Source organism: Edwardsiella ictaluri ATCC 33202, assembly GCF_000264785.1.
GTDB lineage: Bacteria > Pseudomonadota > Gammaproteobacteria > Enterobacterales > Enterobacteriaceae > Edwardsiella > Edwardsiella ictaluri.
This window is the reverse complement of the sequence record NZ_AFJI01000062.1, coordinates 42,592-69,038: the sequence shown is the minus strand read 5'-3', so window position 1 is coordinate 69,038 and position 26,447 is coordinate 42,592. Positions and strand designations below refer to the sequence as shown.

23 protein-coding genes are annotated in these 26,447 nt (G+C 58.2%); 19 read left to right on the top strand and 4 right to left on the bottom strand.

Translation table 11 applies throughout. From position 1 onward, the window contains the following. Position 1: 1 nt before the first annotated feature. Positions 2 to 451, top strand: a complete 450-nt coding sequence (locus EIEH_RS09320; protein WP_015870240.1) for a flavodoxin — start codon at positions 2 to 4, stop codon at positions 449 to 451. 38 nt (positions 452 to 489) lie between these two features. Here EIEH_RS09320 and EIEH_RS09315 read toward each other — a convergent pair whose 3' ends face one another. The 4 genes from EIEH_RS09315 to map form a co-directional block, all read right to left on the bottom strand. Beyond that, complete coding sequence (locus tag EIEH_RS09315; RefSeq protein ID WP_015870241.1) at positions 490 to 876, bottom strand: DUF3461 family protein; 387 nt, start codon at positions 874 to 876, stop codon at positions 490 to 492. A gap of 353 nt (positions 877 to 1,229) precedes the next feature. Next, positions 1,230 to 2,054: a 2,3,4,5-tetrahydropyridine-2,6-dicarboxylate N-succinyltransferase gene (gene dapD / locus EIEH_RS09310; protein ID WP_015870242.1), complete on the bottom strand. Its 825-nt coding sequence runs from the start codon at positions 2,052 to 2,054 to the stop codon at positions 1,230 to 1,232. A gap of 75 nt (positions 2,055 to 2,129) precedes the next feature. Then, complete coding sequence (gene glnD / locus EIEH_RS09305) at positions 2,130 to 4,784, bottom strand: bifunctional uridylyltransferase/uridylyl-removing protein GlnD (RefSeq protein ID WP_015870243.1); 2,655 nt, start codon at positions 4,782 to 4,784, stop codon at positions 2,130 to 2,132. Positions 4,785 to 4,873: 89 nt separating this feature from the next. Next, on the bottom strand, positions 4,874 to 5,680 hold the full coding sequence (map, locus tag EIEH_RS09300) for a type I methionyl aminopeptidase (protein ID WP_015870244.1): 807 nt from the start codon (positions 5,678 to 5,680) through the stop codon (positions 4,874 to 4,876). A 335-nt stretch (positions 5,681 to 6,015) separates the two neighbouring features. Here map and rpsB point away from each other — a divergent pair, with 335 nt between their 5' ends. The 18 genes from rpsB to EIEH_RS09210 all read left to right on the top strand — a co-directional run bounded on the left by rpsB (position 6,016) and on the right by EIEH_RS09210 (position 26,388). After that, the gene (gene rpsB / locus EIEH_RS09295; protein ID WP_015870245.1) at positions 6,016 to 6,741 is read left to right on the top strand and encodes a 30S ribosomal protein S2; all 726 of its coding nucleotides are present in this window, start codon (positions 6,016 to 6,018) and stop codon (positions 6,739 to 6,741) included. A 161-nt stretch (positions 6,742 to 6,902) separates the two neighbouring features. Then, entirely contained in the window at positions 6,903 to 7,760 is an 858-nt protein-coding gene (tsf, locus tag EIEH_RS09290) for a translation elongation factor Ts (RefSeq protein ID WP_015870246.1), read from the top strand. 139 nt (positions 7,761 to 7,899) lie between these two features. Continuing rightward, complete coding sequence (gene pyrH, locus EIEH_RS09285) at positions 7,900 to 8,625, top strand: UMP kinase (RefSeq protein WP_015870247.1); 726 nt, start codon at positions 7,900 to 7,902, stop codon at positions 8,623 to 8,625. 130 nt (positions 8,626 to 8,755) lie between these two features. After that, positions 8,756 to 9,313, top strand: coding sequence for a ribosome recycling factor (frr, locus tag EIEH_RS09280; protein ID WP_015870248.1), 558 nt, complete (start codon positions 8,756 to 8,758; stop codon positions 9,311 to 9,313). 226 nt (positions 9,314 to 9,539) lie between these two features. Continuing rightward, entirely contained in the window at positions 9,540 to 10,739 is a 1,200-nt protein-coding gene (gene ispC / locus EIEH_RS09275) for a 1-deoxy-D-xylulose-5-phosphate reductoisomerase (RefSeq protein ID WP_015870250.1), read from the top strand. Between the two features lie 279 nt (positions 10,740 to 11,018). Continuing rightward, positions 11,019 to 11,780 (top strand): (2E,6E)-farnesyl-diphosphate-specific ditrans,polycis-undecaprenyl-diphosphate synthase, encoded by a 762-nt coding sequence (ispU, locus tag EIEH_RS09270; protein WP_015870251.1) that lies wholly within the window; start codon positions 11,019 to 11,021, stop codon positions 11,778 to 11,780. Between the two features lie 9 nt (positions 11,781 to 11,789). Then, positions 11,790 to 12,647 (top strand): phosphatidate cytidylyltransferase, encoded by an 858-nt coding sequence (gene cdsA, locus EIEH_RS09265; RefSeq protein WP_015870252.1) that lies wholly within the window; start codon positions 11,790 to 11,792, stop codon positions 12,645 to 12,647. Positions 12,648 to 12,665: 18 nt separating this feature from the next. Beyond that, the gene (rseP, locus tag EIEH_RS09260; RefSeq protein WP_015870253.1) at positions 12,666 to 14,021 is read left to right on the top strand and encodes a sigma E protease regulator RseP; all 1,356 of its coding nucleotides are present in this window, start codon (positions 12,666 to 12,668) and stop codon (positions 14,019 to 14,021) included. 34 nt (positions 14,022 to 14,055) lie between these two features. Beyond that, positions 14,056 to 16,443 carry an outer membrane protein assembly factor BamA gene (gene bamA, locus EIEH_RS09255; RefSeq protein ID WP_015870254.1) on the top strand — a complete coding sequence of 796 codons (2,388 nt, stop codon included), beginning with the start codon at positions 14,056 to 14,058 and terminating at the stop codon, positions 16,441 to 16,443. 209 nt (positions 16,444 to 16,652) lie between these two features. Next, positions 16,653 to 17,150, top strand: coding sequence for a molecular chaperone Skp (gene skp / locus EIEH_RS09250; RefSeq protein ID WP_015870255.1), 498 nt, complete (start codon positions 16,653 to 16,655; stop codon positions 17,148 to 17,150). Positions 17,151 to 17,153: 3 nt separating this feature from the next. After that, entirely contained in the window at positions 17,154 to 18,176 is a 1,023-nt protein-coding gene (lpxD, locus tag EIEH_RS09245; RefSeq protein ID WP_015870256.1) for a UDP-3-O-(3-hydroxymyristoyl)glucosamine N-acyltransferase, read from the top strand. 106 nt (positions 18,177 to 18,282) lie between these two features. Then, the gene (gene fabZ / locus EIEH_RS09240; protein ID WP_035609348.1) at positions 18,283 to 18,738 is read left to right on the top strand and encodes a 3-hydroxyacyl-ACP dehydratase FabZ; all 456 of its coding nucleotides are present in this window, start codon (positions 18,283 to 18,285) and stop codon (positions 18,736 to 18,738) included. Between the two features lie 3 nt (positions 18,739 to 18,741). After that, the gene (gene lpxA, locus EIEH_RS09235; RefSeq protein WP_035609345.1) at positions 18,742 to 19,530 is read left to right on the top strand and encodes an acyl-ACP--UDP-N-acetylglucosamine O-acyltransferase; all 789 of its coding nucleotides are present in this window, start codon (positions 18,742 to 18,744) and stop codon (positions 19,528 to 19,530) included. Positions 19,531 to 19,533: 3 nt separating this feature from the next. Then, positions 19,534 to 20,718 carry a lipid-A-disaccharide synthase gene (gene lpxB, locus EIEH_RS09230; protein ID WP_035609342.1) on the top strand — a complete coding sequence of 395 codons (1,185 nt, stop codon included), beginning with the start codon at positions 19,534 to 19,536 and terminating at the stop codon, positions 20,716 to 20,718. Beyond that, positions 20,711 to 21,304 carry a ribonuclease HII gene (gene rnhB / locus EIEH_RS09225; protein WP_015870259.1) on the top strand — a complete coding sequence of 198 codons (594 nt, stop codon included), beginning with the start codon at positions 20,711 to 20,713 and terminating at the stop codon, positions 21,302 to 21,304. The genes lpxB and rnhB overlap by 8 nt, the downstream gene beginning before the upstream one ends. Positions 21,305 to 21,360: 56 nt before the next feature. Continuing rightward, positions 21,361 to 24,849 (top strand): DNA polymerase III subunit alpha, encoded by a 3,489-nt coding sequence (gene dnaE, locus EIEH_RS09220; RefSeq protein WP_015870260.1) that lies wholly within the window; start codon positions 21,361 to 21,363, stop codon positions 24,847 to 24,849. Positions 24,850 to 24,861: 12 nt separating this feature from the next. Then, positions 24,862 to 25,821, top strand: coding sequence for an acetyl-CoA carboxylase carboxyl transferase subunit alpha (accA, locus tag EIEH_RS09215; RefSeq protein ID WP_015870261.1), 960 nt, complete (start codon positions 24,862 to 24,864; stop codon positions 25,819 to 25,821). 147 nt (positions 25,822 to 25,968) lie between these two features. Next, positions 25,969 to 26,388: a VOC family protein gene (locus EIEH_RS09210; protein ID WP_015870262.1), complete on the top strand. Its 420-nt coding sequence runs from the start codon at positions 25,969 to 25,971 to the stop codon at positions 26,386 to 26,388. The last annotated feature ends 59 nt before the right edge of the window (positions 26,389 to 26,447 follow it).

Sequence of the window (26,447 nt, the reverse complement as noted above, 5' to 3'; positions counted from 1 at the left end):
AATGGCGCAAGTGGGCATTTTTGTGGGAACCGTATATGGCAACGCGCTGATGGTTGCGGAAGAAGCGCAGGCCATTCTGCAGCAGCAGGGGCACCAGGTGACGCTGTTTGAGGAGGGGACGCTGGCTGACTGGCAGCGTTATGCTCAGCAGCATGTCCTGGTGGTGACCTCGACCACCGGGCAAGGTGACTTGCCTGATACGCTGGTGCCGCTGTTTGTGGCGCTGCGCGATGAGGGGGGACAGCAGACGGCGCTGCGCTATGGGCTGATCGCGTTGGGCGACAGCGGCTTTGCCCATTTCTGTGGCGCCGGACATCGGTTTGATGCACTGCTGCAGGAGCAGGGGGCGACCCGACTGGGTGAGCTGTTCGAGGTGGATGGCCAGCAGGCGCCGGAGCCGGAAGCGGTTACCTCGCCGTGGGTCAGTGCCTGGGCGCAGCGCTTAGACTAGTCGCCGCGGTACGGAGACGCCGCGCTGCCGTCGCGGCGCTATTTGCCGGTGAGTTTCTCCAGGTCGGCCTCAATCTCGGCGATCTTGTTGGCGACCACGCTCTCCAGATGGCGCAGATCGTCCAGGATTTTGCGCTTCAGATCCTCTTCCTGGCGATCGCGCAGGCACAGGCGGTCCAGCTCCTCGATGACATAGCGCAGGTTGGGGCTGATCTCGCTGATCTCCCGCATCCCCTGGCTGTCGTTGTCGCTCAGTATGGTTTTACGCTGGCGTGGGTATTTGAACTTCACGCTCTTGGCAAAGAATTCGCCCTTATCCTTGCGGAAGTAAATCTTCAGAATATCGTTGTTGGCCTCCTGACGCAGGCTATAGCGATCGATCTCTTCCGGTTGGGTGATCCCCAGGCTTTTCAGATTGTCATACATAGCGGCACCTTTCATGCGTTAACGCGTCGGCTCCGTCAGAGACGGTTTCTGGCGGAATGAATACAGTCGTGGTTTTGATGGGGCATTTTTGACAAATAATAAAGAACCTAATTGCGCTGAAAGTATACATGCGGTGGGCTATTTTGCCTGTGATACCAGAAGGATTATCGCGCTCTTTTATGGGGGGGCGGCGGATTGGATCCCAGGAACAGGTACCGATGTATTTAGCTGTGGAGGCCGCGGGAGTAGGCTTTGTTGGTGAGCTTGATCACCGCTCCTGTGGTAATGGGGCTGGGGCGTCGCTGTGCGGTGGTTAAAGGCCGCCCGGCGCCGGGCGGCTGGGCGAGAGGAGATCAGTCGATGGTGCGCAGTAGCTCGTTGATGCCGACCTTACCGAGCGTCTTGGCATCCACTTTCTTGACGATAACCGCGCAGTACAGGCTGTAGTCGCCGCGTTTGGAAGGCAGGTTGCCGGAGACGACCACGGAGCCTGCCGGTACTCGACCGTAGTGGACTTCGCCGGTTTCACGGTCATAGATCTTGGTACTCTGCCCGATGAATACACCCATAGAGATAACCGAGCCCTCTTCAACGATTACCCCTTCGACCACTTCGGAGCGGGCGCCGATGAAGCAGTTATCCTCGATGATGGTCGGATTGGCCTGCAGCGGCTCCAGTACGCCGCCGATGCCGACGCCGCCGGAGAGGTGAACGTTTTTACCGATCTGGGCGCAGGAGCCGACGGTGGCCCAGGTATCGACCATGGTGCCTTCGTCAACGTAGGCGCCAATGTTGACGTAGGAGGGCATCAGTACGGTATTGCGGGCGATGAAGGCTCCCTGGCGAACGGACGCCGGTGGCACGACGCGGAATCCCTCGCGCTGAAAGCGGGCTTCGTCATAGTCGGCGAACTTCATCGGCACTTTGTCGTAGAAACGGGTTTCCGCACCTTCCATCAGGCGGTTGTCGTTGATGCGGAAAGAGAGCAGTACCGCCTTCTTCAGCCACTGGTGGGTGACCCATTCGCCGTTAATTTTTTCGGCAACGCGCAGGGCACCGCTGTCGAGCAGGGCGATGACCTGGCTGACCGCCTCACGGGTGATGCTGTCGGTGTTGGCCGGTGTGATCTCGGCGCGGCGCTCAAAGGCATTTTCGATAACTGTCTGTAACTGCTGCATCCTGTCTATATTCCTCTCGTAATATCAACCGTCCCACGCATTGCCCGCCGGGGCAGGCGCGTGGGTGCGAAAAAACTACCCTTTATCGGCGCTAAGCAGGGTTTCTGTCAACCGTTGTGCCAGATCACGCTGCATGTCAGGCGTTAATGCACGCCGTTCGCCGTCGGCCAGAATAAACAGATCCTCAACCCGCTCGCCAATGGTGGTAATGCGGGCGCCGTGCAGCGATAGCCCCATTTCGGCAAAGATCTCGCCGATGTGTGCCAACAGCCCCGGACGATCGAGCGCCACCAGCTCCATGTAGCTACGCCGGGCGTTATGGGCTGGCAGGAAGCTAACTTCCGTTGGAACGCTGAAGTGGCGTAGACGCGCTGGCGCGCGGCGCGCGCGCGGCGGGTGATAACGTGGCTGCGTCAGCGCGTGTTCCAGCGCCAGACGGATGGTGTCGTGACGATCGGGCGCCAGCGGGTTGCCGTCTGGCTCCAGTACCACAAAGGTGTCCATGGCGTAGTTATCGCGATTGGTGAAGATCTGTGCGTCGTGTACGCTGAGATTGCGCCGATCAAGCTCACCGGCGACGGCAGCGAACAGGTAAGGCCGATCGGGGCTGTAGATGAAGATTTCGGTACCACCGCGGGTGGCATGCTGACTGACCAGCACCAGGGGGCCGTCGCCGCGGTGGCGCAGCAGGTGGCGGGCGTGCCACGCCAGTTGACCGGGCGTATGGCGCAGGAAGTAGTCCGCGCGGCAGCGGCCCCACAGCTGCATCAGCTCCGGCTCATCGATGTTATCCATCCGCAGCAGCGCCAGCGCCTGCAGTCGGTGATGACGTACCCGTTCGCGCATGTCCGGGCTACTGTGCATACCGCGGCGCAGCTGTTTTTCGCTGGCGAAGAACAGTTCGCGCAGCAGGCTCTGCTTCCAGCTGTTCCACAGGTTTTCGTTGGTCGCGCAGATATCGGCGACCGTCAGGCAGAGCAGATAGCGTAGCCGGGTTTCGCTGTGCACCTCCGTACAGAAGTGGCGAATGATCTCGGGATCCTGAATGTCGCGGCGCTGGGCGGTGACCGACATCAGCAGATGGCAGCGTACCAGCCAGGCCACCAGCTGGGTGTCTCGCGTATTGAGACCGTGCAGACGGGCAAACTCCAGCACGTCATCGGCACCGAGCAGGGAGTGGTCACCGCCGCGCCCTTTAGCGATATCGTGGAACAGGGCGGCGAGCAGCAGCAGCTCCGGCTGCGGCAGGCGTGGATAGAGCTCGACGCACAGCGGGTGGCACCCATGGTTATCCCGATCGGCAAAGCTCTCCAGCTTGAGCAGAGCCCGCATGGTGTGCTCGTCCACGGTGTAGGCGTGGAACAGGTCAAACTGCATCTGGCCGACGATCTTCCCCCACTGTGGCATATAGGCCCACAGGACGCTGTGGTGGTGCATGGGCAGCAGGGCGCGTTGCACCGCGCCGGGGTGGCGCAGGATCGCCATGAACAGGTGGCGCGCCTCGGGCAGGGCACACAGCGGCTGTTTCAGATGGCGGCGCGCGTAGCGCAGCTGACGCAGCGTGGTGGAATAGATACCTTCGATCTCCGGATTGCGCGCCATGGCGTAGAACAGGCGTAGAATAATCACCGGGTCGTGGCTGAAGGTGTCCGGATCGCGCAGATCGATCAGGGTGCCGCGCAGCTGGAAGTAGTCGTCGAGAATGTGCGGTTTTTCCCGGGTGTCCAGCGCCAGGATCGCCTCATCGAATAGCTGTAGCAGCATTTGGTTCAGCTCACGCACCCGTCGGGTCATGCGGTAAAACTCTTTCATCATCTTTTCGATGGGCACGTTGCCTTCGCCCTGATAACCCAGCAGTCGGGCGACGCTGAGCTGACGATCGAACAGCAGGCGGTTGTCGTAGCGGTTGACCACCAGATGCAGGGCGAATCGGATACGCCACAGGAAGCTGCGGCATTCGTTCAGTTCGTCACGTTCGGCGCTCGTCAGGTAGCCGAAGCCGACCATCTCATCGAGGGAGGTGGCACCAAAGTGGCGATGTGCCACCCACAGCAGGGTGTGAATATCGCGCAGACCACCGGGGCTGGCCTTGATATCCGGCTCCAGATTATAGCTGGTACCGTGGTAGCGCTGGTGGCGCTCGCGCTGTTCGTTCACTTTGGCGTGGTAAAAGCACGGTGAGGGCCAGAAGTCATCGCAGAATAGCTGTTTTTGTAACTGGAGAAACAGGGTGACGTCGCCGCACAGCAGACGGGATTCGATCAGGTTGGTGGCGACGGTCAGGTCGGCCAGCCCTTCGCTCAGGCACTGCGCCAGGGTACGCACGCTGTGGCCAACTTCCAGACGCAGGTCCCATAGCAGGGCGATCAGCGCGCCAATCTGCACCTCTTGCTCCTGTGCCAGCGGTTCGGCGCTGAGCAGCAGCAGGTCGATGTCCGATAGCGGGTGCAGCTCAGCTCGACCATAGCCGCCGACGGCGATCAGCGCCAGGTCGGGCTGGGAGTCGAAGCCATAGTTGCACCACAGGCGCAGCAGCAAACGATCGATATAGTGGGTACGGGCGGCAACCAGGGACTCGGCGCTCTCGCCGCGGCGAAATGCCTCATCCAGCCAGTGACGCAGTTGTTCCATATGGGGCTTCAGCCCGGCGCAGGTCAGCGCGTCAGCTGGGAGGGTGTCCGGCGATACGGGCGGCAGGGCATCTGATTCGCCATGCGATAACTCGGCCATAGGCAGTCCATTGATAAAAAAGCCGGCATAAGCCGGCCTAGGTTATCGGTGTGCTGCAGTGAGACGCCCCCGTAGGGGCGGGCGCGTACTCACTGGGCGCTCATGTCGTGGGCGATCACCCGCGGTAACTCGTGCTCTTCTTCGCGCAGCGTCAGGATCTCGCAGCCGTTATCTGTGACAACGATAGTATGCTCATACTGCGCGGACAAGCTGCGATCCTTAGTTTTTACCGTCCAGCCATCCTTCATCAGGCGGATGCGGTAGTCACCGGCGTTGACCATCGGTTCAATGGTGAACGTCATGCCCGCCTGCAGTACCACGCCGCTGTCATCGGCATCATAGTGCAACACCTGCGGCTCTTCGTGGAACACTTCACCAATGCCGTGGCCGCAGTATTCCCGCACCACGGAGAAACCGTTCTCTTCAACGAATTTCTGAATGGCCTTGCCGATGCTGCGTAAGCGGATGCCTGGTTTGACCATCCTCAGTGCCAGATACAGGCTCTCCTGGGTGACGCGACACAGACGTTCGCCGAGGATAGTCGGTTTGCCAACGATAAACATTTTTGAGGTATCGCCGTGCCAGCCGTCTTTGATCACGGTGACGTCGATATTGACGATATCGCCTTCCTTAAGCGCCTTCTCGTCGCTCGGGATACCGTGGCAGACCACCTCATTGACCGAAATACAGACGGACTTCGGGTAGCCGTGATAGCCCAGGCAGGCGGAGATGGCGTGCTGTTGCTGTGTGATGTGCGCATCGCACAGGCGATCCAGCTCGCCGGTGGTGACGCCGGGCACCACGTGCGGTGCGATCATTTCCAGCACCTCGGCGGCCAGGCGGCCGGCGATGCGCATTTTTTCGATGTCTTGTGGTGTTTTCAGTGCAATAGCCATAGGTATTCTGTCCACGGATGTCGCCGCAGCGACAATGAGAAGCAATGTCTTCTATGGTAACAGTCCCGCTACGCCCTGCCAAATGGCAGCAGGGGGCTGGCTCAAAATGCAACAAAAGGTGGAGTCTATCGCGTGTTTATGGTATAAAGCGCGCCGCAGTTCCCGTATGTCTGCAAGGCGTACGCGGAGGCTGTAAATCTCACTTTGTGTTATTTGCATAAACAACACACACGTATCGGCACATGTGCCGGGGTGCCGTCGGACGCGAATGCGTGCGGTGGTCGGCGTCATGGGATACGTGGAGGCATAACCCCAATTTTTATAGAGGTCTAATCATGGCAACTGTTTCCATGCGCGATATGCTCAAGGCTGGTGTTCACTTCGGTCACCAGACCCGTTACTGGAACCCGAAAATGAAGCCGTTCATCTTCGGTGCCCGTAACAAGGTTCACATCATCAACCTTGAAAAAACCGTACCGATGTTCAACGACGCTCTGGCTGAGCTGAGCAAGATCGCTTCCCGTAAGGGCAAAATCCTGTTCGTTGGTACCAAGCGCGCAGCAAGCGAAGCGGTAAAAGACGCAGCCCTGAAGTGTGATCAGTTCTACGTGAACCACCGCTGGCTGGGCGGTATGCTGACCAACTGGAAAACCGTTCGTCAGTCCATCAAGCGTCTGAAAGATCTGGAAACTCAGTCTCAGGATGGCACCTTCGACAAGCTGACCAAGAAAGAAGCTCTGATGCGTACCCGCGAGCTGGACAAGCTGGAAAACAGCCTGGGCGGTATCAAAGATATGGGCGGTCTGCCGGACGCGCTGTTCGTTATCGATGCCGATCACGAACACATCGCCATCAAAGAAGCTAACAACCTGGGTATCCCGGTATTCTCTATCGTTGATACCAACTCAGATCCGGACGGTGTTGACTTCGTTATCCCGGGTAACGATGACGCTATCCGCGCTGTGACCCTGTACCTGAGCGCTGTGGCTGAAGCCGTGCGTGAAGGCCGTTCTCAGGATCTGGTTGCCCAGGCTGAAGAAACCATGGCTGAAGCTGAATAATAAGGACAGCTCGCAGGAGCCCTTATTAACCGGTATTCATATGTTGGTTAGGGGGCCTATCATGGCCCCCTTTCTTTGTGGCTACCCCGCAAAGATGTCATCTCTAGAACAATCGTCTGGCGCAGGGGTTCCCTCTGGGCGAGATAACCGAGGAAAATACAATGGCTGAAATTACCGCTTCCCTGGTAAAAGAACTGCGTGAGCGTACCGGCGCAGGCATGATGGAATGTAAAAAGGCACTGGTTGAAGCTAACGGCGACATCGAGCTGGCCATCGACAACATGCGTAAATCCGGCCAGGCCAAAGCGGCCAAGAAAGCCGGCCGTGTTGCCGCTGAAGGCGTGATCCTGACCAAGGTTGCCGCTGACGGTAAATATGGTGTCATCGTTGAGATGAACTGCGAAACCGACTTCGTTGCCAAAGACGCTGGCTTCAAAGCATTCGCCGATGAAGTTGCCGCCGCTGCCCTGGCTGACAAAATCATCAATATCGACACCCTGAAAGCGAAGTTCGAAGAACAGCGTACTCAGCTGGTTGCCAAAATCGGTGAAAACATCAACATCCGTCGCGTGTCTGAACTGACCGGCGACCTGCTGGGCACCTACAGCCACGGTGCGCGCATCGGCGTTATGGTTGCCGCTACCGGCGCTGACGAAGAGCTGATCAAGCACATCGCCATGCACATCGCTGCCAGCAAGCCGGAATACGTTAAGCCGGAAGATGTGCCGGCAGACGTGGTTGCCCACGAGCACCAGATCCAGCTGGATATCGCCATGCAGTCTGGCAAACCGCGCGAAATCGCTGAGAAGATGGTTGAAGGCCGTATGCGTAAGTTCACCGGCGAAGTTTCTCTGACCGGTCAGAGCTTCGTTATGGATCCGAGCAAGACCGTTGGCCAGCTGCTGAAAGAGCACAACGCGAACGTGACCGGCTTTATCCGCTTTGAAGTAGGCGAAGGTATCGAGAAAGTAGAAACTGACTTCGCAGCAGAAGTTGCCGCGATGTCTAAAGGGGCATAATCCCCTTTGACGACAGAGCCGCCGAGAGGCGGTTCTGTTTTATCCGGCCAGACTTACTTCAATGAGCGGTCAGGGGCGCAGACCGTACATTGAAATACCTCCGACTAATTAATTGACTGCTTCTTAGGACTCAAACACCATGGCTACCAATTCCAAACCCGTTTACCAGCGTATTCTGCTTAAGCTGAGCGGTGAAGCTCTGCAAGGCTCAGAAGGTTTTGGCATCGATGCGAGCGTGCTGGACCGCATGGCGCAGGAGGTCAAAGAGCTGGTTGAGTTAGGCGTTCAGGTGGGTGTGGTGATTGGTGGTGGCAACCTGTTCCGCGGTGCCGGTCTGGCGCAGGCGGGGATGAACCGGGTGGTCGGCGACCATATGGGGATGCTGGCGACGGTGATGAACGGCCTGGCGATGCGCGATGCGCTGCACCGTGCCTATGTCAACGCCCGCCTGATGTCCGCCATTCCGCTGAACGGCGTATGCGACAACTACAGCTGGGCGGAGGCGATCAGCCTGCTGCGCAACAACCGCGTCGTGATTTTCTCCGCCGGCACCGGTAATCCGTTCTTTACTACCGACTCTGCCGCCTGTCTGCGCGGGATCGAGATTGAGGCTGACGTCGTGCTGAAGGCGACGAAAGTGGACGGCGTCTACTCTGCCGATCCGATGAAAAATCCGGACGCCACGCTGTATGAACAGCTGAGCTATCAGGATGTGTTGGAGAAAGAGCTGAAGGTGATGGATCTGGCTGCCTTCACTCTGGCGCGCGATCATAATCTCCCGATCCGCGTGTTTAACATGAATAAGCCGGGTGCGCTGCGTCGCGTGGTGATGGGTGAACAAGAAGGTACGCTGATCACCAAATAATGCGCTGCGTGCGTGTGGGACAGCCGGCACGTCCGGCTGCCGTATTGTGCCGGTCGCATTGAAAAATGCTTGGCCTTTGGTGCACAATTCACTCTATTAACCACAACCACCGTTTTCAAGGGTTCGCAACGTGATCAACGAAATCAGAAAAGATGCCGAAACGCGCATGGATAAATGCGTCGAGTCATTCAAGGGCAATATCAGCAAAATCCGCACCGGCCGTGCACATCCCAACCTGCTCGATGGTATTCAGGTTGAGTACTACGGCACCGCGACGCCGCTGCGTCAGCTGGCCAACATCGTTGCGGAAGACTCCCGTACGCTGGCCCTGACCGTGTTCGATCGCAGCATGTCCGGGGCTATCGAAAAAGCTATCCTGACCTCCGATCTGGGCCTGAATCCCGCCTCTGCCGGCACCGTGATCCGCGTTCCGCTGCCACCGCTGACGGAAGAACGCCGTAAGGATCTGATCAAGCTGGTACGCTCTGAAGCCGAATCTGGCCGCGTTTCCGTGCGTAACGTACGCCGCGATGCCAACGATAAGGTGAAGGCGCTGCTGAAAGACAAAGAGATCAGCGAAGACGAAGATCGCAAGTCTCAGGAGGAGATCCAGAAGATCACCGATCTGATGATCAAGAAGATCGATGCGGCGCTGGCAGATAAAGAAAAAGAGTTGATGGATTTCTAATCCAGCCATTGCAGCGGTACTCCGGGGTGCCATTCGCACAGGCCGCTGCGCTGCTCCTTTGCTGCGGCCGTCTCTTGGTCCGTCGTTTCGGTAATAAGCGTCGCTTCGGCGGCGCTTTTGTTTGTTCGCTGCTGACGCGCCTTGGCGACGGCGCAAAATTCGCTGGGGAGGTGCGCTGGGTTAGCGTATCCTGTAGCGATTTGACCCAGTAATTCAGAGTATCCTCATGAAGACGCTGACCATTTTAGGTTCAACCGGCTCTATCGGCACCAGTACGCTGGCGGTGGTGCGGGCCAATCCCGGCGCGTTCCGCGTGGTAGCACTGGTGGCAGGCAAGAACGTTGATGTCATGCTGCAGCAGTGCCGTGAATTTTCCCCCCGCTATGTCTGTATGGCCAATGAAGGTGCCGCCGCCGCGCTGCGCCAGCGCCTGTTCGAGTGTGGCCTTGGTACGATTGCGGTGATGAGCGGGGAGCACGCTGCCTGTGAACTCGCCGCCCTGGATGAGGTCGATCAGGTAATGGCCGCCATTGTCGGTGCAGCCGGCCTGCTGCCGACGCTGGCGGCGATTCGGGCCAACAAGCGGGTGCTGCTGGCCAACAAAGAGGCCCTGGTGACCTGCGGACGTCTGTTTATGGAGGCGCTGTCCCACAGTCAGGCTCAGCTGCTGCCTATCGACAGCGAGCACAACGCCATTTTCCAGAGCTTGCCGACGGCGGTACAGCAACAGCTGGGTTTTGCCTGCCTGCGTGAGCATGGCGTGACCCGTATTGTGCTGACCGGCTCCGGTGGGCCTCTGCGTCAGCTGCCGTTGGCGGATTTTGATGCCGTCACACCGACGCAGGCCTGTGCCCATCCTAACTGGTCGATGGGGCGTAAAATATCTGTTGACTCTGCCACGATGATGAATAAAGGGCTGGAGTATATTGAGGCGCGCTGGCTGTTTAATGCTTCGGCGGAGGAGATGGAGGTGATCATTCACCCGCAGTCGGTGATCCACTCCATGGTGCGCTATCGGGACGGCAGTGTGATTGCCCAGCTGGGTAATCCGGACATGTGTACGCCGATCGCCCACGCTATGGCCTATCCCGATCGCGTGCCGAGCGGCGTTGCACCGTTGGATTTCTGCCGCATGGGCTCGCTGAGTTTTGAGGCGCCGGATATGGCGCGCTATCCCTGTCTGCAGCTGGCTATCGAGGCGTTTGCCGAGGGGCAGGCGGCAACGACGGCGCTGAATGCGGCGAATGAAATTGCGGTTGCCGCCTTTCTGGATGGGCGTTTACGCTTTACTGACATCGCCCGCTTGAACCGCCGCGTGGTGGAGCAGTTGCGCTGCGCTGAGCCGGACTGCGTTGAGGCGGTACTGGTGATTGATAGCGCTGCCCGCCAGTTGGCTCAGACGCTGAGCGCGCGTTTTTCCCGCTAAATTCATTTGGTCAGGTGTGCTGATTTGTGGCGCTAACAGCATGATGATATAGTCTGCGCCAGTTTTTTGCGCGCGCTGCGAAAAGAACGGTGTAAGGGCGGGGCATGATCCCATGCCAGCCGATGAAGGGTGCGCGCGGCTTTCTGAATTGAGATGATTGGGGGGCCGTGCTATTCACGGCCTTATTCATGCAGGAGTGACCGTCGCCGCAGGACTGCGCGTGGCGGGATGGACACGTTGAGGCCGCCCTGCTGGCTTGTTGAGGAAAAATTTACACGTATGTCATCCACACAACCAACTGTGATGAGCAGCGTAGCCTCTGTTCCCCGGCACGTTGCGATTATCATGGACGGCAATGGCCGCTGGGCCAAACATCAGGGTAAAATGCGTGTATTCGGACATAAGGCCGGCGTTAAGTCGGTACGCTGTGCGGTGCGCTTCGCGGTCACCCGGGGGATCCGGGCGCTGACGCTGTATGCCTTTAGCAGCGAAAACTGGAATCGGCCGCAGCAGGAAGTGTCGGCGCTGATGGAGTTATTTGTCCGTGCACTGGATAGTGAAGTCAAGCGACTGCATAAACATCAGGTGAGACTGAAGGTGATCGGTGATATCAGCCGCTTTAGCCCACGCCTGCAGGAGCGTATTCGACGCTCAGAGCAGATGACCGCTGAAAATACCGGCCTGACGCTGAACATCGCCGCCAACTACGGTGGGCGTTGGGATATCGTTCAGGGGGTGAAAACGCTGGCAGAACAGGTGCGTCAAGGGACGCTGCTGCCGGAGGCGATCACGGAGTCGATGCTGGGTGAGCAGGTCTGCCTGCATGAACAAGATTCCGTGGATTTAGTTATCCGTACCGGAGGCGAGCATCGGGTCAGTAACTTTCTGCTGTGGCAAATTGCCTATTCAGAATTTTATTTTACTGACGTGCTGTGGCCTGATTTTGATGAAACAACCTTTGAAGGTGCACTGAATGCATTTGCACAACGCGAGCGTCGCTTCGGGGGAACGACACCTATCAACGCAACCGATGCGTCATAGGGGGAACTTTTGCTGAAGTCGCGCATTATTACTGCATTAATTTTGGTCCCGGTGGTGATTGCCGTCCTGTTCTTGCTGCCGCCGTTGGGATTCTCACTGGTGACGCTCGCCGTCTGTATGCTGGCCGCCTGGGAGTGGGGGCAGCTGGCTGGCTTCGCCAGCCGCAATCAGCGTATCTGGGGCGCTGTGATCTGTGGCCTGGTGCTGGCCGCCATGCTACTGGGGATGCCTGAGTTCACCCGTAGCGTTCATTTGCCGCTGATCGCCGGTTCGCTGTGGACCGCAGCCGGGTGGTGGATTGTGGCGCTGGTGTTGGTGTTTTTTTACCCCAGTTCGGCCGGGTGGTGGCGTCATTCGCGCGCGCTGAGGGTACTGTTTGGCATCGTTACCATTCTGCCCTTCTTCTGGGGAATGGTGGCGCTGCGTCAGTATGGCTATGATGCCAACCATTATCGCGGTGCCTGGTGGCTGCTGTATGTCATGCTCCTGGTATGGGGGGCCGACTCCGGCGCCTATATCTTTGGCAAACTGTTCGGTAAGAATAAGCTGGCGCCGAAGGTATCGCCGGGGAAAACCTGGGAGGGGCTTATCGGCGGGTTGATGACCTCTGCGCTGCTCTCGTGGCTGTTTGGGCGTTATGCACCGCTGGATGTCGATGTTCGCGTGCTGTTAGTCTGCTCGGTTATCGCTGCATTGGCCTCTGTGCTGGGCGATCTGACGGAGAGTATGTTCAAGCGCGAGGCGGGGATTAAAGACAGCAGTCACCTGATCCCTGGCCACGGCGGCGTACTGGATCGCATCGATAGCCTGACGGCGGCGGTGCCAGTGTTTGCCTGCCTGATGCTGTTGGTATTTGGCCAGCCCTAAACGGGTAAGGGAGGATCGATGGGTGGAATCCTGTGGAGTGTACTGGCATTCTTGGTGGCGCTTGGCGTACTGATCACCGTACATGAATTTGGCCACTTCTGGGTTGCGCGCCGCTGCGGCGTGCGGGTCGAGCGTTTCTCCATCGGCTTTGGCAAGGCGCTGTGGCGTCGGGTCGATCGCCGGGGGACCGAATATGTGGTCGCGGCGATCCCGCTGGGTGGCTACGTTAAAATGTTGGATGAGCGGGTCGGGAGCGTGGTGCCGGAGTTGCGCCACCAGGCGTTCAATAACAAGAGCGTGCTGCAGCGTGCCGCGATTGTCAGCGCCGGTCCCATCGCCAACTTCTTATTCGCTATCATCGCCTACTGGCTGGTATTCGTCATCGGTGTGCCCAGCGTGCGCCCAGTGATCGCCAACGTGACCCCGGACTCTATCGCCGCCGCCGCCCATATTACGCCGGGAATGGAACTGAAGTCCGTTGACGGTGTCGATACTCCGGACTGGGAGTCCGTTCGACTGGCATTGGTGGGGCAGATTGGCGACGGCAGTACCACGCTCGGCGTAGGGCCGTTTGGCAGCCAGTTGGTGAGTGAAAAAACGCTGGACCTGCGGCGCTGGCAGTTTGATCCCGAGCGTCAGGACCCGGTTGTATCGCTGGGGATCATCCCGCGCGGACCGACCATTGAGCCGGTGCTGGCGGAGATACAAAAGGGGTCGGCGGCACAGAAAGCAGGTTTACAAGTAGGGGATAGGATAGTTAAAGTCAATGGCATTCCGATACGCGGCTGGCGTGATTTTGCGTTGCAAATCCACGATAATCCCGGCCATGCGTTGGCGCTGGATATCGAGCGTGCGGGGCTGCCGGTGTCGCTGGCGTTGACGCCGGAGAGTCGGCGCGCGGCGCGCGGGCTGACCGAAGGCTTTGCCGGCGTGGTTCCGCAGGTGATCCCGCTACCGGAGGAGTATCAAATCATTCGCCAGTATGGGCCGTTCATGGCACTGTATCAGGCGACAGACAAGACCTGGCAGCTGATGAGGCTGACGGTCTCCATGCTGGGTAAACTGATTACCGGTGATGTAAAGTTGAACAATCTGGGCGGCCCTATCTCCATAGCACAGGGAGCGGGGGCGTCGGCTGAGTATGGCTTGGTGTATTACCTGATGTTTTTGGCGCTGATCAGCGTCAATCTGGGGATCATCAACCTGTTTCCTTTACCGGTTCTTGATGGGGGACATCTGCTGTTTCTTGCGCTGGAAAAGCTCAAGGGTGGTCCGGTGTCCGAACGGGTTCAGGCTTTCGGCTATCGCATTGGCGTGATTTTGCTGATGCTGTTTATGGGGCTTGCACTTTTCAATGATTTCTCGCGGCTGTAATGGGCGGGATTGTTAGGAAGAACGCATAACAACGATGGCGATGAAAAAGTTGCTCTTAGCGTCGCTGCTGTTTGGCAGCGCAACCGTATACGGTGCAGATGGTTTCGTAGTGAAAAATATTCATTTCGAAGGACTGCAGCGGGTCGCCGTCGGTGCGGCGTTACTTAACATGCCGGTACGCGTAGGCGATACCGTCTCTGATGAGGATCTGAGTAATACCATCCGCGCGCTGTACGCCACTGGTAACTTTGAGGATGTGCGGGTACTTCGTGATGGTAACAATCTGATTGTGCAGGTTAAGGAACGTCCGACCATCGCCAGCATTACCTTCTCTGGCAATAAGTCCGTGAAGGATGAGATGCTGAAGCAAAACCTGGAGGCCTCCGGGGTTCGCGTCGGCGAGGCGCTCGATCGCACCACGCTTTCCAGTATTGAAAAAGGGCTGGAGGATTTCTATTACAGCGTCGGTAAATATAACGCTACCGTGAAGGCGGTGGTGACGCCGCTGCCGCGTAATCGCGTCGATCTGAAACTGGTGTTTACCGAGGGTAAATCGGCGCAGATCCAGCAGATTAACATCGTTGGTAACCATGCGTTCAGCAGTGCCGAGCTGCTGGGCCACTTTCAGCTGCGCGACGATGTACCGTGGTGGAACCTGATGGCTGATCGCAAATACCAGAAGCAGAAGCTGGCCGGTGACCTTGAGGCTCTGCGCAGCTACTATCTGGATCGCGGTTACGCCCGTTTCACCATTAATTCGACGCAGGTGAGCCTGACGCCGGACAAGAAAGGGATCTACATCACCATCAACATCACCGAAGGCGATCAGTATAAGCTGGAAGGGGTTGACGTTACTGGCAATATGGCCGGCTACAGCGCCGAAATCACCCGCCTGACCAAGGTTGAGCCGGGCGAGCTGTACAACGGCGCCAAGGTCACCAAGATGGAGGATGAGATCAAGCAGCTGCTGGGGCGTTATGGCTATGCCTATCCGCGTGTACAGACGCAGCCGGAGATCAATGACAAAGATAAGACCGTCATCCTGCATATGAACATTGATGCCGGTAACCGCTACTATGTGCGCCAGATCCGCTTTGTCGGCAACGATACCAGTAAAGATGCCGTACTGCGCCGTGAGATGCGTCAGATGGAGGGCTCTTGGCTGGGCAGCGATCAGGTTGAGCAGGGTAAAGAACGTCTGAACCGCACCGGCTACTTTGAAAATGTCGATGTTGAGACCCAGCGCGTACCGGGTACGCCGGATCAGGTTGATGTTGTTTATAAGGTGAAAGAGCGCAATACCGGCAGCTTTAACTTCGGTATCGGCTATGGCACCGAAAGCGGCATCAGCTTTCAGGTCGGGGTACAGCAGGACAACTGGCTGGGCACCGGAAATGTCGTCGCCATCAACGGTACCAAGAACGACTACCAGACCTATGCAGAACTCTCCTTAACCGACCCGTATTTTACGGTGAACGGCGTCAGTCTGGGCGGCCGCCTGTTCTATAACGACTTTAAGGCCAATAACGCCGATCTGTCTGACTATACCAACAGCAGCTATGGCTTTGACGGCACCCTGGGCTTCCCGATCAATGAGAACAACTCGCTGCGTACCGGCCTGGGCTATGTGCACAACGACCTGTCCGATATGCAGCCGCAGGTGGCGATGTGGCGCTATCTGCGCTCTGTGGGTCAGAATCCGAGCGACAGTGAACGCGCCAGCTACAAGGCCGATGACTATACCTGGACCGCTGGCTGGGCCTACAACAACTTGGATCGCGGCTTCTTCCCGACGGCCGGTAGCAAGGCTTCGCTGAACGGCAAGATCACGCTGCCGGGCTCCGATAATGAATACTACAAGCTGACCTTTGACAGCCAGAGCTATTTCCCGATTAACCAGGATCGTACCTGGGTGGTGCTGGGACGTACCCGTCTGGGATACGGTAATGGCTTCGGCGGCAAAGAGATGCCGTTCTATGAGAACTTCTACGCCGGTGGTTCTGGCAGCGTACGTGGCTTCCAGTCCAATAACATCGGCCCGAAGGCGGTGTACCTGAACAGCGATGGCAGCGTGGATCAGAACAAGACCGGCGGCAACGACGCGGTGGGCGGTAACGCCATGGCCGTCGCCAGTCTGGAGCTGATCACCCCGACGCCGTTCGTCAGCGAGCAGTATGCCAACTCCCTGCGTACTTCCGTGTTTATGGATGCCGGTACCGTATGGGATACCAACTGGGATCAGACCACCTACCCGACGCTGCCGGACTACAGCAAGGCGACCAACGTGCGCCTGTCAGCCGGTATCGCGCTGCAGTGGATGTCGCCGCTGGGGCCGCTGGTGTTCTCCTATGCCCAGCCGGTCAAGAAGTATGAGGGTGATAAGTCGGAGCAGTTCCAGTTTAATATCGGTAAAACCTGGTAACCGGAAACGCTATTATCTGAAGGAGGTTCTGTGGTGTGACGACGTCGTCGGCGCAGGTCTCCGGATATAAAGGCGCGGGATTTCCCCGCCCCCTTTTGCATATGCTCCGCTCAGCGCGTTCTTTTCTCTGGACGTGGTGAGACACGATGGGTCGGCGCCTGTGCAGTGACGTGTCATTGACACACCTAGGTGATGGTAAGGAGTTCAAAGTGAAAAAGTGGTTATATGCGGCGGGTCTGGGCGTAGCGATGGCTGTTTCCGCCAATGTGCAGGCTGCTGAAAAAATTGCTGTAGTGAACGTTGCCAGCGTTTTCCAACAGCTTCCGCAGCGTGATGCGGTGGCGAAGCAGTTGGAGAGCGAGTTCAAGAGCCGCGCCACTGAGCTTCAGGGCATGGAGCGCGATCTGCAGGGTAAAATGCAACGTCTGCAGCGCGATGGCTCCACCATGAAGGCCAGTGAGCGCACCAAGATGGAAAAAGAGATCGCCGCACAGCGTGAAACTTTTGCCCGTAAGGCGCAAGCTTTTGAACAGGATAACCGTCGTCGCCAGATGGAAGAGCGTAATAAGCTGCTGAGTCGTATCCAGGATGCTGTGCGCAGCGTGGCGAAAGACAAGGGCTACGATATGGTTATCGATGCCAACGCGGTAGCCTATTCTCAGTCTTCTGATGACATTACTGCTCAAGTATTGAAACAGGTTAAATAAGGTATGGCTTCAATTCGACTGGCTGACCTTGCTCAGCAGTTGAATGCCGATCTGCACGGTGATGGCGATCTCGTCATCACCGGTGTGGCATCGATGCATTCAGCACAAGCGAACCAGATTACTTTTCTGTCCAACAGCCGCTATCGTGAGCAATTGGCCACCTCTCAGGCTGGTGCCGTCGTGTTGACGCAAGCGGATCTGGAATTCTGTCCTCAGGCGGCACTGGTCGTGAAAAATCCCTACCTGACCTACGCCATGATGGCGCAGATCATGGACACGACGCCGGCGCCGGCGATCGGCATCGCGCCGAGCGCGTCGATAGATCCGACGGCGACGCTGGGCAACAACGTCTCCATCGGCGCCAATGCGGTGATCGAAGAGGGCGTGGAGCTGGGCGAAGGGGCGATCATCGGCGCGGGCTGTTTCATCGGTAAGTTTGCCAAGATTGGTGCCGGCACCCGCCTGTGGGCCAACGTCAGCGTCTATCATCAGGTCGAGATCGGCGCACACTGCTTGGTGCAGTCGGGTACGGTGATCGGCAGTGATGGCTTTGGCTATGCCAACGAGCGTGGTAACTGGGTGAAGATTCCGCAGTTGGGCAGCGTGCGCATCGGCGATCGCGTCGAGATTGGCGCCTGTACCACGATCGACCGCGGCGCCCTGGATGATACGGTTATCGGCAGCGGCGTGATTATCGACAACCAATGTCAGATTGCGCACAACGTCATTATTGGTGACAATACAGCGGTTGCCGGCGGTGTTATCATGGCCGGTAGCCTCAAGATTGGACGCTATTGCCAGATCGGTGGTGCCAGTGTGATTAATGGTCACATGGAGATTTGCGATCGGGCGGTGGTGACGGGGATGGGCATGGTGATGCGACCTATCACCGAACCCGGTATCTACTCTTCTGGCATTCCGCTTCAGCCAAACAAGGTGTGGCGTAAAACGGCTGCGCTGGTGATGAATATTGACGAGATCAATAAGCGTTTAAAGGCTGTAGAAAAGAAAGTCCACAGCGATTAATGCCCGCCGGGCCTGTGGCCCAATTCGATTTGCGGCCTGCGTCATGTCCCCTGAAGGAGTGAGGCAGGCCGTGTTGTTTGACATCCGTTTTTACAGGAAGAGTATTTTGACTACTGACACTCATACTCTCAATATTTCAGAGATTTTAGAGCTTTTGCCGCACCGTTTTCCGTTCCTGCTGGTGGATCGTGTGCTGGATTACCAAGAGGGAAAATTCCTGCGCGCAGTGAAGAACGTCTCCTTCAACGAGCCGTTTTTCCAGGGACACTTTCCGGGTAAACCAATTTTCCCCGGGGTACTGATCCTTGAAGCCATGGCGCAGGCCACCGGCATTCTGGCCTTTAAGAGCGCAGGTAAACTGGAGCCGGGCGAACTGTACTACTTTGCCGGTATCGATGATGCCCGCTTTAAGCGTCCGGTTCATCCGGGTGACCAGATGATCCTGGAAGTTGAGTTTCTGAAAGAGCGCCGCGGCGTAGCTCGCTTTAACGGTGTTGCCAAGGTTGACGGCAAGATCGTGTGCGAGGCGTCCATGATGTGCGCCCGTAACCGAGAGGCCTGATACGTGATTGATCAAACCGCCTTTATCCATCCCAGCGCCATTGTCGAAGACGGTGCGGTGATTGGCGCCGGTGTTCACATTGGCCCGTTCTGCTACATCGGTTCGCAGGTTGAAATCGGTACGGGCAGCGTGCTGAAGTCCCATGTGGTGGTCAACGGGATCACCAAAATTGGCTGCGATAACCAGATCTATCAGTTCGCCTCCCTCGGTGAGGTGAATCAGGATCTGAAGTATGCCGGCGAGCCGACCCGGGTTGAGATCGGCGATCGCAACCGCATTCGCGAGAGCGTTACTGTTCATCGCGGTACGGCGCAGGGCGGCGGGCTGACCCGTATCGGCAGCGATAACCTGTTGATGGTCAATACCCACGTTGCCCATGACTGCGTCATTGGCAATCGCTGTATTCTGGCCAATAACGCCACGCTGGGCGGCCACGTCAGCGTAGATGATTTCGCCATCATCGGCGGGATGACGGCCGTACACCAGTTTTGTGTGATCGGCGCGCATGTGATGGTGGGCGGTTGCTCCGGCGTTGCGCAGGACGTACCGCCCTACGTGATTGCCCAGGGTAACCATGCCACGCCGTATGGGCTGAATCTGGAAGGGCTGAAGCGCCGCGGCTTTGAGAAGGATGCCCTACAGGCGATTCGTAACGCCTACAAGATCCTCTACCGCAGCGGTAAAACCCTGGAAGAGGCAAAGCCGGAGATCGAGGCCCTGGCTCAGCGACAGCCGGCGGTGCAGCTATTCGTCGATTTCTTTGTCCGCTCCACCCGCGGTATCATCCGTTAATCCATGGTGGCGTCAGCGTTGGGTGAGCGCCAGCTTACTATTGGTCTGGTCGCCGGGGAGACCTCCGGCGATATTCTCGGTGCGGGGCTGATCCGGGCGCTGAAGGCGCGTCACCCCAACGCCCGCTTCGTCGGCGTGGCGGGTCCGCTGATGCAGGCTGAGGGCTGTGAGTCCTGGTTCGAGATGGAGGAGCTGGCGGTGATGGGCATCGTCGAGGTGCTGGAGCGTCTGCCGCGCCTGCTGCGCATTCGCCGCGAGCTGACCCGGCGCTTTACGGTGCTGCGGCCGGACGTGTTTGTCGGTATCGATGCGCCGGACTTCAACCTGACCCTGGAAGGTCACCTGCACCAGCGCGGTATTCGCACCATCCACTATGTCAGCCCCTCCGTCTGGGCCTGGCGTCAGAAGCGGGTGTTTAAAATCGGTCGTGCCACCGATCTGGTACTGGCCTTCCTGCCGTTTGAAAAAGCCTTCTACGATCGTTTCAATGTGCCGTGCCGCTTCATCGGCCATACCATGGCCGATGCGATGCCGCTGGCGCCGGATCGTGCCGCGGCGCGCCGCGCGCTGGGGATCGCTACCGATGCGCGCTGTCTGGCGCTGCTGCCCGGCAGCCGCAGCGCCGAAGTTGAGATGCTGAGCGCCGATTTCCTGCGCACCGCGCTGCTGTTACGTCAGACTTACCCCGATCTGCAGATCGTGGTGCCGCTGGTTAATGCCCGGCGTCGCGCGCAGTTTGAACGGATCAAGGCGGAGGTGGCGCCGGACTTGGCGGCACATCTGCTGGACGGTCAGGCGCGTAACGCCATGTACGCCAGCGATGCGGCACTGCTGGCGTCGGGAACGGCGGCACTGGAGTGTATGTTGGCCAAATGCCCGATGGTGGTGGCATATCGCATGAAACCCTTCACTTTCTGGTTGGCGCAGCGCTTGGTGAAGACGGAGTTCGTCTCGTTGCCTAATCTGTTAGCCGGTCGCGAGTTGGTGCCGGAATTGTTACAGCACGATTGCCAACCGCCGCGCTTGGCGCAGGCGTTGGCGCCGATGCTGGCCGATGGCGCACAGACTCAGGCGCTGAAGCAGACCTTTTTACAGCTGCACAGCCAGATCCGCTGTGGCGCCGATGCGCAAGCCGCAGAGGCGGTGCTGATGTTGGCCGCAGAGCCCCGGGAGTCCTCCAATGAGTGATATTTTTGTCTATCCCTGTGCCGGACGCATCGCCGGTGTCGATGAGGTCGGGCGCGGGCCGTTGGTGGGGGCAGTGGTGACGGCGGCGGTGATCCTGGATCCCGCGCGTCCGATTGCCGGGCTGGCTGACTCCAAAAAGCTGAGTGAAAAGCGACGCAACGCGCTGTATGACGAGATCGTCGAGAAAGCGCTGTGCTGGAGCCTGGGCCGGGCAGAGGCAGAAGAGATCGATCGCCTCAATATTCTGCAGGCTACGATGGTGGCGATGCAGCGCGCAGTGGCCGGGCTGGCGCGGCAGCCGGACTTTGTCCTGATCGACGGCAACCGCTGTCCGGCGCTGCCGATGGCGGCGCAGGCGGTGGTCAAAGGCGATAGCCGGGTGGCAGAGATCAGTGCAGCGTCAATCCTGGCCAAGGTGACGCGCGATCGCGAAATGGCCGCGCTGGATCGCCAGTATCCCGAATATGGCTTTGCCCGGCACAAGGGCTATCCTACCGCACTGCACCTGGAGCGCCTGGCGGCGCTGGGGGCCACCGAGCATCACCGGCGCAGCTTTGGGCCGGTGAAGCGGGTACTGGGCCTGTAGTCTGTCATTCCTTGCCTGGATGGCATCGTTTTCTGGTATTAAAAGGTAATCGTTCGATGGCGGAACCACGTTTTATACATCTGCATGTGCACAGTGACTACTCGATGATTGACGGGTTGGCCAAAACCGCGCCGCTGGTCAAGAAGGTCGCCGCGCTGGGGATGCCCGCCTTCGCGATCACTGACCACACCAACCTGTGCGGGCTGGTCAAGTTTTATGGCAGTGCGCACGGTGCCGGGATCAAGCCGCTGGTCGGGGCCGATGTCCTGGTCCGCAGCGAGACGATGGGCGATGAGCTGTCGGCGCTGACTCTTCTGGCCTGCGATAACCAGGGTTACCAGAATCTGACCCAGCTTATCTCACACGCCTACCAGCGCGGCTATGGCGCAGAGGGGCCGACGATCGATCGCGATTGGCTGATCGCGTACCGCGCCGGGCTGATTTTGCTCTCCGGCGCCCGTCAGGGTGATGTCGGCAAGCTACTGCTGCGCGGTAATCAGACGCTGGCCGGTGAGTGCGTTGATTTTTATCAGCGCCACTTTCCCGACAGCTACTTTTTGGAGCTGGTGCGTACAGGGCGTCCTGATGAGGAGAGCTATCTGCACCTGGCGGTGGAGCTGGCGCAGCAGCGAGATTTACCGCTGGTGGCGACCAACGACGTCCGCTTCTTGGAGACCTCGGACTTTGACGCCCATGAGATCCGCGTCGCGATCCACGACGGTTATACCTTAGACGATCCCAAGCGTCCGCGTAACTATAGCGCTCAGCAATATATGCGCAGCGAAGAGGAGATGTGCGAGCTGTTCGCCGATCTGCCGGAGGCGCTGCAAAATAGCGTAGAGATTGCTAAGCGTTGTAACGTGACGATTCGCCTCGGCGAGTACTTTCTGCCGCAATTCCCGACCGGGGAGATGACGACGGAAGCGTTCCTGGTGAAGAAGGCGCATGAGGGGCTGGAGGAGCGTCTCACGTTCCTGTTCCCTGATGAGGCGGACCGCGCCCGACTGCGCCCGCCGTACGATGAGCGTCTGGAAATCGAGCTGAAGGTGATCAACCAGATGGGGTTCCCCGGCTACTTCCTGATCGTGATGGAGTTTATCCAGTGGTCAAAGGATAATGGGGTTCCGGTGGGACCGGGGCGCGGCTCCGGCGCTGGCTCGCTGGTGGCCTATTCGCTGAAGATTACCGACCTCGATCCGCTAGCCTTCGATCTGCTGTTCGAACGTTTTCTCAACCCGGAGCGCGTATCCATGCCCGACTTTGACGTCGACTTCTGCATGGAGAAGCGCGATCGGGTGATCGATCACGTCGCCGATATGTATGGCCGCGAGGCGGTATCGCAGATCATTACTTTTGGTACCATGGCGGCCAAGGCGGTGATCCGCGACGTGGGACGTGTGCTGGGTCATCCCTACGGCTTCGTCGATCGCATCTCCAAGCTGGTGCCGCCGGATCCGGGTATGACCCTGGCCAAGGCCTTTGAGGCGGAGCCGCAGCTGCCGGAGATCTACGAGGCAGATGAAGAAGTGCGGGCGCTGATCGATATGGCGCGCAAGCTGGAGGGTGTCACCCGCAACGCCGGTAAGCACGCCGGTGGGGTGGTTATCTCCCCGACCAAGATCACCGACTTCGCGCCGCTATACTGCGATGCGGAGGGGAACCACCCGGTGACCCAGTTTGACAAGAGCGACGTGGAGTATGCCGGCTTGGTGAAGTTCGACTTCCTGGGCCTGCGTACCCTGACCATCATCAACTGGGCGCTGGAGATGATCAACGCCCGCCGTGCGTGTCAGGGGCTGGAGCCGGTGGATATCGCCGCCATTCCGCTCGACGATCAGAAGAGTTTCGATATCCTGCAGCGGGCGGAGACCACGGCGGTATTCCAGCTGGAATCGCGCGGGATGAAGGATCTGATCAAGCGTCTGAAGCCGGACTGCTTCGAGGATATGATCGCGCTGGTGGCGCTGTTCCGCCCCGGCCCGCTGCAGTCGGGGATGGTGGATAACTTCATCGACCGTAAGCATGGGCGTGAGGAGCTCTCCTACCCGGATCGCGAGTGGCAGCATGAAAGCTTGAAGCCGGTGCTGGAGCCGACCTATGGCGTGATCCTGTATCAGGAACAGGTGATGCAGATAGCCCAGGTGCTGGCCGGCTACTCGCTGGGCGGCGCTGACCTGCTGCGCCGTGCAATGGGGAAGAAAAAGCCGGAGGAGATGGCCAAGCAACGCTCGGTGTTTGAAGAGGGTGCCAGAAACAACGGCGTCAACGGCGAACTGGCGATGCACATCTTCGACCTGGTGGAGAAGTTCGCCGGGTATGGCTTTAATAAGTCGCACTCCGCCGCCTATGCGCTGGTCTCTTACCAGACGCTATGGCTGAAAACCCACTATCCGGCCGAGTTTATGGCGGCGGTGATGACCGCCGATATGGATAACACCGAGAAGGTGGTCGGGCTGGTGGATGAGTGTTGGCGCATGGGGCTGAAGATCCTGCCGCCGGACATCAACAGCGGGCAGTACCACTTCCACGTCAACGATGAGGGCGAGATCGTTTACGGTATTGGCGCCATCAAAGGTGTGGGGGAGGGTCCTATCGAGGCGATCATAGAGGCGCGCAACAGCGGCGAACAGGGCTATTTTAAGGATCTGTTTGACCTGTGCGCCCGAACTGACACCAAGAAGCTGAACCGTCGGATGATGGAGAAGCTGATCATGTCCGGCGCCTTCGATCGCCTCGGGCCGCACCGCGCGGCACTGATGAGCTCGCTGAGCGATGCGCTGAAGGCCGCCGAACAGCACGCCCGCGCCGAGGCCATCGGGCAGGTGGACATGTTTGGCGTGCTGGCGGAAGAGCCGGAGCAGGTAGAGCAATCGTATGGCAGCGTGCCACCCTGGCCTGCCCAGATGGTGTTGGACGGTGAGCGTGAGACCCTGGGGTTGTACCTGACCGGACATCCGATCACCCAGTATCTGAAAGAGATCGAACGCTATGCCGGCGGCGGTCGTCTGAAGGATATGCATCCGACGGATCGTGGCAAGATGACCACCGCCGTGGGACTGGTTCTGGGGGCCCGGGTGATGACCACCAAGCGTGGTAACCGTATCGGAATGTGCACTCTGGATGATCGTTCCGGTCGTCTGGAGGTGATGTTGTTCACCGACGCGCTGGAAAAATACCAGCATTTGCTGGAAAAAGACCGTATCCTGATCGCCAGTGGACAGGTCAGCTTTGATGACTTCAGCGGCGGCCTTAAAATGATCGCCCGCGAGTTAATGGATATCAGCGAAGCCCGTGAAAAATATGCACGCGGACTTGCCATCTCGCTGACTGACAGGCAAATTGATGATCAGCTTTTAAACCGTCTCCGTGAAGCGCTGGAACCACATCGTTCGGGGACGATCCCAGTACACCTGTATTATCAGCGTGCAGATGCGCGGGCCCGGGTTCGCTTCGGTGCAGCCTGGCGTGTGACGCCAACGGATCGTCTGCTGCTCGATCTGCGCACGCTGGTGGGTAGTGAACAGGTTGAACTGGAATTTGACTAATATAGGAATACTATGAGTCTGAATTTTCTTGATTTTGAACAGCCGATTGCCGAACTTGAAGCGAAGATCGATTCGCTTAACGCTCTCAGCCGTCAAGACGAAAAATTGGATATTAATATCGACGAGGAGGTTCAGCGCCTGCGTGAGAAGAGCGTTGAGCTGACCCGTAAGATTTTTGCCGATCTGGGCGCCTGGCAGATTGCCCAGCTGGCGCGTCACCCGCGCCGCCCCTATACCCTGGATTATATTCAGCATATTTTCACCGATTTCGATGAACTGGCCGGCGATCGCGCCTACGCCGACGATAAGGCTATTGTCGGTGGCATGGCTCGTCTGGACGGGCGTCCGGTGATGGTGATTGGCCATCAGAAAGGACGCGAGACCAAAGAAAAGATCCGCCGTAACTTCGGCATGCCGGCGCCTGAGGGCTATCGCAAGGCACTGCGCCTGATGGAAATGGCAGAGCGCTTTAACCTGCCAATCGTCACCTTTATCGATACGCCGGGTGCCTATCCGGGCGTGGGGGCGGAAGAGCGTGGCCAGTCTGAGGCCATCGCACGTAATCTGCGTGAGATGTCTGGACTGAAGGTGCCGGTCATCTGCACGGTTATCGGCGAAGGCGGCTCCGGCGGCGCGCTGGCTATCGGCGTTGGTGATAAGGTCAACATGTTGCAGTACAGCACCTACTCGGTGATCTCACCGGAGGGCTGCGCATCCATCCTGTGGAAGAGCGCCGACAAGGCGCCGCTGGCGGCAGAGGCCATGGGGATCACCGCACCGCGACTACAGGAGCTGAAGCTGATCGATTCGGTGATCCCGGAGCCACTGGGCGGTGCCCATCGCGATCCGCAGGCGGTGGCGGCCAGCCTGAAGACTCAGCTGCTGGCCGATCTGGAGGACCTGGATACCCTGGAGAAAGAAGAGCTGCTCGACCGTCGCTATCAGCGTCTGATGAACTACGGTTACTGCTGATCCCCATACCGTGGTATCCCTTTATATCAAGCCCGGGAACGGGCTTGATGTCTTTATTTTCTGTATGTTTTTCCACGTCATACGTTAACGCTTTTGTCGCGGACACGGCATAATTCGCAACACCTTATAGGCCCCTTGGGAGATATAGTGCAGCTCAATCGTCTTCATCACATCGCCTTGATTGCGTCGGACTATGCGCGTAGCAAGGCGTTTTATTGTGATATCCTCGGCTTTTCTTTGGTAAATGAGCATTATCGTGCTGAACGTGACTCATGGAAGGGCGATTTGGCGCTGAACGGCGTTTATACTCTGGAACTGTTTTCCTTTCCTGCACCGCCGCCACGGGTATCTACGCCAGAGGCTTGCGGTTTACGCCACCTGGCTTTCAGCGTTACGGATCTGGCATTGGCCGTTGCGCATCTCGCCAGTCTCGGCGTAACGTGTGAGCCGATACGTTGTGATGAATATACCGGACGCAGCTTTACTTTTTTTCGCGATCCGGATGGATTACCGCTGGAGTTGTATCAGGAATTGTTGGTAAAGAAAACAGTTTCTATAGTAAACTAATAGATGGTGTGCATGTGTTATTTTAAGCACTATGGTAGTATGGCACGCTTTAGATTTTT

Excerpts from the sequence above, each read along its gene's own strand:
- EIEH_RS09320 (WP_015870240.1), top strand. The coding sequence starts at position 2 with ATGGCGCAAGTGGGCATTTTTGTGGGAACCGTATATGGCAACGCGCTG.
- EIEH_RS09315 (WP_015870241.1), bottom strand. The coding sequence starts at position 876 with ATGTATGACAATCTGAAAAGCCTGGGGATCACCCAACCGGAAGAGATC.
- dapD (WP_015870242.1), bottom strand. The coding sequence starts at position 2,054 with ATGCAGCAGTTACAGACAGTTATCGAAAATGCCTTTGAGCGCCGCGCC.
- glnD (WP_015870243.1), bottom strand. The coding sequence starts at position 4,784 with ATGGCCGAGTTATCGCATGGCGAATCAGATGCCCTGCCGCCCGTATCG.
- map (WP_015870244.1), bottom strand. The coding sequence starts at position 5,680 with ATGGCTATTGCACTGAAAACACCACAAGACATCGAAAAAATGCGCATC.
- rpsB (WP_015870245.1), top strand. The coding sequence starts at position 6,016 with ATGGCAACTGTTTCCATGCGCGATATGCTCAAGGCTGGTGTTCACTTC.
- tsf (WP_015870246.1), top strand. The coding sequence starts at position 6,903 with ATGGCTGAAATTACCGCTTCCCTGGTAAAAGAACTGCGTGAGCGTACC.
- pyrH (WP_015870247.1), top strand. The coding sequence starts at position 7,900 with ATGGCTACCAATTCCAAACCCGTTTACCAGCGTATTCTGCTTAAGCTG.
- ispC (WP_015870250.1), top strand. The coding sequence starts at position 9,540 with ATGAAGACGCTGACCATTTTAGGTTCAACCGGCTCTATCGGCACCAGT.
- ispU (WP_015870251.1), top strand. The coding sequence starts at position 11,019 with ATGTCATCCACACAACCAACTGTGATGAGCAGCGTAGCCTCTGTTCCC.
- rseP (WP_015870253.1), top strand. The coding sequence starts at position 12,666 with ATGGGTGGAATCCTGTGGAGTGTACTGGCATTCTTGGTGGCGCTTGGC.
- bamA (WP_015870254.1), top strand. The coding sequence starts at position 14,056 with ATGGCGATGAAAAAGTTGCTCTTAGCGTCGCTGCTGTTTGGCAGCGCA.
- lpxD (WP_015870256.1), top strand. The coding sequence starts at position 17,154 with ATGGCTTCAATTCGACTGGCTGACCTTGCTCAGCAGTTGAATGCCGAT.
- lpxB (WP_035609342.1), top strand. The coding sequence starts at position 19,534 with ATGGTGGCGTCAGCGTTGGGTGAGCGCCAGCTTACTATTGGTCTGGTC.
- rnhB (WP_015870259.1), top strand. The coding sequence starts at position 20,711 with ATGAGTGATATTTTTGTCTATCCCTGTGCCGGACGCATCGCCGGTGTC.
- dnaE (WP_015870260.1), top strand. The coding sequence starts at position 21,361 with ATGGCGGAACCACGTTTTATACATCTGCATGTGCACAGTGACTACTCG.
- accA (WP_015870261.1), top strand. The coding sequence starts at position 24,862 with ATGAGTCTGAATTTTCTTGATTTTGAACAGCCGATTGCCGAACTTGAA.